Origin of the sequence: Petrocella sp. FN5, from assembly GCF_029210395.1 — a bacterium.
Taxonomy (GTDB): domain Bacteria; phylum Bacillota; class Clostridia; order Lachnospirales; family Vallitaleaceae; genus Petrocella.
In genome coordinates this window covers 42,925-50,552 of sequence record NZ_JARGDP010000016.1, presented here as the reverse complement: position 1 = coordinate 50,552, position 7,628 = coordinate 42,925, and the positions used below count along the sequence as shown (strand labels likewise).

Annotated in this window: 4 protein-coding genes; 3 read left to right on the top strand and 1 reads right to left on the bottom strand. The window is 37.4% G+C overall.

Annotated elements, in window-relative coordinates:
- The first annotated feature begins 259 nt into the window (after positions 1 to 259).
- On the top strand, positions 260 to 1,648 hold the full coding sequence (locus tag P0N36_RS06360) for a glycine--tRNA ligase (protein WP_275842007.1): 1,389 nt from the start codon (positions 260 to 262) through the stop codon (positions 1,646 to 1,648).
- A gap of 324 nt (positions 1,649 to 1,972) precedes the next feature.
- Positions 1,973 to 4,597, top strand: coding sequence for a pyruvate, phosphate dikinase (gene ppdK / locus P0N36_RS06355; protein ID WP_275842006.1), 2,625 nt, complete (start codon positions 1,973 to 1,975; stop codon positions 4,595 to 4,597).
- A 60-nt stretch (positions 4,598 to 4,657) separates the two neighbouring features.
- Here ppdK and P0N36_RS06350 read toward each other — a convergent pair whose 3' ends face one another.
- Positions 4,658 to 4,894 (bottom strand): hypothetical protein, encoded by a 237-nt coding sequence (locus P0N36_RS06350; protein WP_275842005.1) that lies wholly within the window; start codon positions 4,892 to 4,894, stop codon positions 4,658 to 4,660.
- Between the two features lie 151 nt (positions 4,895 to 5,045).
- On the opposite strand from P0N36_RS06350, the gene P0N36_RS06345 reads away from it, so the two are divergent.
- Positions 5,046 to 7,607 (top strand): GGDEF domain-containing phosphodiesterase, encoded by a 2,562-nt coding sequence (locus P0N36_RS06345; protein WP_275842004.1) that lies wholly within the window; start codon positions 5,046 to 5,048, stop codon positions 7,605 to 7,607.
- The last annotated feature ends 21 nt before the right edge of the window (positions 7,608 to 7,628 follow it).

Below are 7,628 nucleotides of genomic sequence, written 5' to 3'. Positions count from 1 at the left end.
ATAACAATCGAGTATACGGTAGCATGATGAATAAGAGGAGTACTCTTAAATTGGTTTTTTAAGCGAGTTCGGGATAGTGAAAGCCGGATAGGAACCATAAGAGGAATGGCGCTTAGGAGTGCTTTGATGATGAGTGGGTATTTTACCAATTAGGGTGGAACCGCGGAAGTGACATGCTTTCGTCCCTTATGACTAGGGATGGCAGGATGTTTTTTTAATATCTTAACATCCAAAAATGCATACTGAAAGGGTGATAATCATGGAAAAAACAATGGAAAAAATTGTAGCATTGGCAAAAGCAAGAGGATTTGTCTATCCTGGATCAGAAATATACGGTGGGTTAGCCAATACATGGGACTATGGACCTCTTGGTGTTGAACTAAAGAACAATGTAAAGAAGGCTTGGTGGCAAAAGTTTGTCAAAGAAAGTCCTTACAATGTGGGTGTTGATTGTGCCATATTGATGAACCCACAAGCTTGGGTTGCTTCAGGACATGTAGGTGGGTTTAATGACCCATTGATGGATTGTAAAGCGTGCAAAGAACGTTTTCGAGCAGATAAAATGATTGAAGATTATATGGAAGCTCAAGGTATCACCATTGAAGACCCTGTAGATTCATGGTCCAATGAAGCAATGAAAGCTTACATAGAGGACAATAATATAGATTGTCCTTCCTGTGGCAAACATGATTTTACAGATATTAGACAGTTTAATTTGATGTTCAAGACCTTTCAAGGTGTAACAGAAGATGCCAGAAACACAGTATATTTACGTCCTGAGACGGCTCAAGGTATTTTTGTTAACTTTAAAAATGTACAAAGAACGTCCAGAAAGAAAGTGCCGTTTGGTATTGCACAAGTTGGAAAATCATTTAGAAATGAAATAACACCAGGTAACTTTACATTTAGAACGAGAGAATTTGAGCAGATGGAATTAGAGTTCTTCTGTAAGCCGGGAACGGACATCGAATGGTTCTCTTATTGGAAAGCTTTTTGTGTCAACTGGTTAGAGGAACTTGGTATGACCAAAGACCATATGCGCGTTAGAGACCATAGTCCTGAAGAATTATCTCATTATTCTAATGCTACCAGTGACATTGAATTCTTATTTCCCTTTGGCTGGGGTGAATTGTGGGGTATTGCCTCAAGAACGGACTTTGACTTAACACGTCATCAAGAACATTCCGGTCAGGATTTGACTTACTTTGATCAAGAAACCAATGAAAAATATGTACCTTATTGTGTAGAGCCTTCACTTGGGGCTGACCGTGTGACGTTGGCTTTTCTATGTGAAGCCTATGACGAAGAAACCTTAGAAAACGGTGAAATCAGAACAGTATTAAGATTCCATCCAGCACTTGCGCCGATGCAGATGGCCATCTTACCACTGTCTAAAAAACTCAACGATGATGCACAAAAGGTTATGGACTTGCTTAGCAAATATTATAATGTGGAATTTGATGACCGACAAAGTATTGGCAAACGTTACAGACGTCAAGATGAGATTGGAACACCATTTTGTATAACTTATGATTTTGACTCGAATGAAGATCAATCTGTAACCATCCGTCACAGAGACTCAATGGAACAGGAACGCGTAAAAATCAGTGAGCTCTTGCAATATTTTCATGATAAATTTGATTTTTAGTAGGTATACAGTGTGAAATAAAATCAAGACATATACAAACTATATAAAATAGACAAAAATTTAACGAAAATGTCTTGTTTTTCGTCAAAACCCTTAAATAGCTTCAAGGAACCATAAAAAAAGGCAATTTGGGGTACACATTTTGTCTTGTTGTGTTATAATATATAAGGGCAAATGATGTGATTTTGCCCTTATATAGGTGTGTGTGAAAACAGGTTTAACCCTGTTTACAATAAACGCAACCAATTAGGGTGGTTTTTGATATTAGTATTAAAGAAAGCAACCTGAAAAGTTGACAATTAAATTTATTTAGGAGGACAAAAAATGAGCAAAAAGTTTGTTTATATGTTCAGTGAAGCAGATGGGTCCATGAAAAACCTATTAGGTGGTAAAGGTGCGAATCTTGCTGAAATGACTAAATTAGGACTTCCAATCCCTCAAGGATTTACAGTTTCAACAGAAGCTTGTACCAAGTACTATGAAGATGGGAAGAAAATTACAGATGAGATTACAGCTGAAATAAAAGCATCATTAGCTAATCTTGAAAAAATCACTGGAAAGACATTTGGTGATAACGACAAACCATTACTGGTTTCTGTACGTTCAGGTTCAAGAGCATCTATGCCAGGAATGATGGATACTGTTCTAAACTTAGGTCTTAACGACGTGTCTGTTGAAGGCTTTGCAGCAGCAACAGGTAACCCAAGATTTGCATACGATTCATACAGAAGATTTATTCAAATGTTCTCAGATGTGGTTAAAGGTCTTCCAAAATCACAATTTGAGCGTGTACTTGATGAAATCAAAGAATCAAAAGGTTTTGAAAATGACTTAGAGTTGTCAGCAGACGACCTTAAAGAAGTTGTAGAAGCTTTCAAAGCTTTATATGTTAAGCATGAAGGTTCAGAATTCCCTCAAGAACCTGTAGAACAACTTATGGCTGCAATCAATGCGGTATTTGATTCATGGAACAATGAAAGAGCAGTGATCTATAGAAGAATGCATGATATTCCAGGTAGTTGGGGTACTGCAGTAAACGTACAATCTATGGTATTTGGTAATATGGGTGATACATCCGGTACAGGTGTTGCCTTTACAAGAAACCCATCTACAGGTGAGCGCGGTATTTACGGTGAGTATTTATTAAACGCTCAAGGTGAAGACGTTGTTGCTGGTATTAGAACACCAGAACCTATAACAAGACTTGAAAACGATATGCCGGAAGCATATGCAGAATTCATGAGACTTGCTACCAAACTTGAGAATCATTACAAAGATATGCAAGACATGGAATTCACCATTGAAGATAAAGTGCTTTATTTCTTACAAACACGTAACGGTAAGAGAACAGCTCAAGCAGCCCTTAAAATAGCGGTTGACTTGGTAGAAGAAGGTCTATGTACAAAAGAAGAAGCTTTACTAAAAGTGGATCCAAAACAATTGGACCAATTGCTTCACCCTAACTTTGATGTAGAAGCATTAGCAGCGGCAAAAGTTTATGGTTCAGCACTTCCTGCATCACCAGGTGCAGCAACAGGACAAGTATACTTTAATGCGGATGATGCAGTTGCAGCAAAAAAACGTGGTGAGCGTGTTATCTTAGTAAGACTTGAGACTTCACCAGAAGACATCGAAGGTATGGACGCAGCACAAGGTATCTTAACAGCACGTGGTGGTATGACTTCTCATGCAGCTGTTGTTGCGCGTGGCATGGGTACTTGTTGTATATCCGGTTGTGGAGAAATCAAAATAAATGAAGCAGCAAAAACCTTTACTTTAGGCGGAAAAACTGTTGCAGAAGGTGATTTTATATCACTAGATGGTTCAACGGGTAAAATCTACCTTGAAGAAATCAAAACAGTTGATCCTGAAATCAGTGGCGACTTCAGTAAATTTATGGGTTGGGCAGATGACGTAAGAACACTTAAGGTCAGAGCCAATGCAGACAGTCCTAAAGACGTAATCAACGCTGTAGAGTTTGGTGCTGAAGGTGTTGGACTTTGTCGTACAGAGCACATGTTCTTTGAAGAAGACAGACTGCCAAAAATCCGTCAGATGATCGTATCCAATACAGTTGAAGAAAGAGAAGCAGCTCTTGCCGAGTTAATTCCTTTCCAAAAGGCTGACTTTAAAGGTATGTACAAAGCACTTGCAGGTAAGCCAATGACAGTTCGTCTTCTTGATCCACCACTTCATGAGTTCTTACCTCAAGAAGAAGGCGATATTAGAGTATTAGCTAAAGAAATGGGCTTAACTTTTGAAGCGTTAAAAGAAACTGTAGAAAGCCTACATGAGTTTAACCCAATGCTTGGTCATAGAGGTTGTAGACTTGCAGTAACCTATCCTGAAATCGCAGTTATGCAAACCCGTGCCATCATAGAAGCCGCTGTGGAAGTTATAGCAGAAGAAGGCATAGACGTTATCCCAGAAATTATGATTCCTCTTGCTGGTGAAGTTAAAGAGCTTGCATATGTTAAGAATGTTGTAGTAGAGACAGCTGAGAAAGTAATTGCAGAAAAAGGCGTTAAGCTTAAGTATCTTGTTGGAACTATGATTGAGATTCCTCGTGCAGCATTAACTGCAGACTTGATTGCTGCAGAAGCTGAGTTCTTCTCATTTGGTACCAATGACTTAACACAAATGACATTTGGTTACTCAAGAGACGATGCTGGTGCTTTCCTTGATGATTACTACAAAAAATCCATACTTGAATCAGACCCATTTGCTAGACTTGACCAAACAGGTGTTGGCCAGTTAGTCGAAATGGCAGTTGTAAAAGGTAGAGCAGCAAGACCTGATATCAAGCTTGGTATCTGTGGTGAGCATGGTGGCGATCCATCATCCATAGAATTCTGTCACAATGTTGGACTTGATTATGTTTCTTGTTCACCATTCCGTGTTCCGATTGCAAGACTTGCAGCAGCACAAGCAGTATTAAATAACAGATAATCACAGAAATCAAAAAGCCTTCGCATATGCGAGGGCTTTTTTTAATGGTTTTAACACAAATTATTCCCATTGGCTTAGCAACAACTCAGCCGCTGCTATTGTGGCAGCTTGCACAGCTTCTTGTACCTCACTTCTTCCTAACCAGTTATTTCCTTGATTGTCATAAAGACTTTCGAGAAAACGTTTTAAGTCTAATCGGGTATATTTTGGATCGTTTTGCTTAGAATGATTAAGTTGTCCATAAACCAGTTGAAAAGTTTCTTCATACTTCATATCAATAGATGTATCTGCAAACATAATGTGATAACCTCCTTGTATATCCTATATATTAAATAGAGTATATCACGATATGAAATTATATGTCAATCTATGTTGCCCAATATTAAATATAATGATAGAATATTCATGTGCCAAGGAAAGAAATAATCGGGATAGGATGGACAATAATATGAATAAAAAGTATTTATTCAAAAGGCGTAATGCAATAATCTGTTCAATCGTGTTTATAAGTCTATTTTTTAATATGAAAACATTTGCTATGCAAGATGGTTCTCAACATAGCTATGACTATCCCCATGTCTTGTTGATTAATTCTTACCACAAAGGCTTTGGATGGACAGATACTCAAACAGATGCCATTATCGAAGCCTTTAGAACCTATAATGAAAATATTATTGTATCTGTTGAATACCTGGATTGGAAAAGATATCCAAATGAAGAAAATTTGGACTTACAATATGGCGTCATTTCGCATAAATACAAGTACGTTAATACGGACCTTATCATTACAACAGATGACATTGCTATGGAATTTGCCATCCAACATAGAGATGGCATTTTTGCAGGAAAACCAATTGTCTATACCGGTGTATTAGAGGAATCGGCTATAAGACGTACTCAAGACGTTGAGAATATAATTGGTGTATATGAGGTGTTAGATAGTGCAGGCACAGTGGATCTAATGTTAGAGCTACAACCAGAGATTCATAATATATATGTGGTCTGTGACGCTACAGAAAGTGGTAAAGATGTCAGCCATGCTATTGTTGAGGCTATTGAAAGCTCTGATACTAACCTAAGCTATAGAATTCTTGATGATTTAAGTTATGAGCAAATCATGACATTACTTGAGGGAGCACAAGAAGGTAATGCTGTCATTATGGGTACTTATACCATGGATAGCCAAGGCAAAAAGAAATCAAATGAAACATTCTCAAAGGAGCTGGCGGAGATAACAACCCTCCCCATGTATACTGTCTATGAGTATCTATTGGATTATGGTGTCATTGGTGGCAGTTTGCTCAGTGGCACGATGCAAGGAACCTATGGTGCCGGTTTGGCAATTGGGCTTATAGAGGGTACACCGATGGAATCTTTGGAAACAGTTAATATAAAACCGGTCTACTATGGCTTTGATTATATATATTTAGAAAAAAATAATATTGATTTAGAGGATATACCTGCAGGAAGCGTCGTTATTAATCGTCCTATATCTTACTATGAAATGCATAGGGAAGTCATACTTATTTATTCGGGTGTTACACTAATCCTTCTAGTATTTGTAATCATTCTAAGCTATAACGTTAAGATGCGGAAAAAAGCACAAAAGGATTTGGAAGAGGAACATAATGCTTTAGTATCAACCTATGAAGCATTAACTGCGTCAGAAGAGGAGTTGAAAGCTCAGAATGAGGAACTTATAGAACAACAGGAGAAAATCAATTATTTAGCTTATAACGACTTTTTGACAAAACTCCCCAATCGTTTACATATGGAGAAATATTTTGCCAAACTGGTTAAAAACACCAATAGACTTCATTCGAAAGTGATGATGGCTTTTATAGATATTGATAATTTCAATTATATTAATACAGCCCATGGTCATCAAATCGGAGATCGCTTGCTACAAGAGATCAGTGATCTGTTTAAGTCATATGTTCAAGACAAAGGCACCATTGGCCGTATTGGAGGCGATGAGTTTATCTGCCTCGTTGGTATTGAAGAAAGATTTGATTGCAAGGATTATATAGATGGTTTAATGGATAAGATTAATAGAAGTCTTGAAATCAGTGGAAAACAATTGTTTGTTACAGCAAGCATCGGTTATGCAATCTATCCTGATGATGGTTTGACCTATGATGAACTGCTTATTAGAGCGGATATGGCTATGTATAAAATGAAGTCAATGGGTAAAGCTAAGGCAAGCCGTTTTGATATAGAGATGAACCAGGAAATGACGGATAAAATCAATCTTACCAATGCATTAAAGTATGCGTTGTTAAAAGATGAATTCCATTTAGTCTATCAACCACAGTACAATAGTAAAAGCCAAAAAATAGTCGGTTATGAAGCCCTAATTAGATGGAACAGTCATACCTTAGGACAGGTATCACCCATTCGCTTTATTCCCATAGCTGAATCAACAGGTGATATTGTAGAGATTGGGAAGAAGGTCATAGAAGAAGCGGCTAGATTTGCAAAAAGAATCAATAATTCAGATGGGGATATCATTAAGGTTGCCGTTAATATTTCCGTTGTTCAGTTATTGCACTCTGATTTTGTTGATATTGTAAAAACAATTATCGAAACTGAGAAGGTTAACCCAAAGTGGTTTGAATTTGAAGTAACAGAATCCGTATTAATTAAATCATTTGATTTAGTTAATAAACAGTTAAAAGTCATATCCGAAATGGGTATTGATATAGCTTTAGATGATTTTGGTACAGGTTACTCATCCTTGACATACCTGAGAAAACTGCCTATATCGACCCTTAAAATTGATAAAACCTTTATTGATGACATACTAAATGAAGGTGAGAATCATTTTTTTACTAGAGCGATTATTGACATTGCTCACAGATTGAACTTTAGAGTTGTAGCCGAAGGCGTTGAAGAACAATTTCAACTGGATTACTTAAGAGCGGGTAACTGTAATACAATCCAAGGCTATTTGTTCAGTAAGCCACTTATTGAAGGGGACGCAGTAGAACTGCTCCAGAATTACAAATAGCTTTTTAGATTGATGGTAGAT

Bases quoted from the DNA above. Each gene is read 5' to 3' on its own strand.
- P0N36_RS06360 (WP_275842007.1), top strand. From the start codon at position 260: ATGGAAAAAACAATGGAAAAAATTGTAGCATTGGCAAAAGCAAGAGGA.
- ppdK (WP_275842006.1), top strand. From the start codon at position 1,973: ATGAGCAAAAAGTTTGTTTATATGTTCAGTGAAGCAGATGGGTCCATG.
- P0N36_RS06350 (WP_275842005.1), bottom strand. From the start codon at position 4,894: ATGTTTGCAGATACATCTATTGATATGAAGTATGAAGAAACTTTTCAA.
- P0N36_RS06345 (WP_275842004.1), top strand. From the start codon at position 5,046: ATGAATAAAAAGTATTTATTCAAAAGGCGTAATGCAATAATCTGTTCA.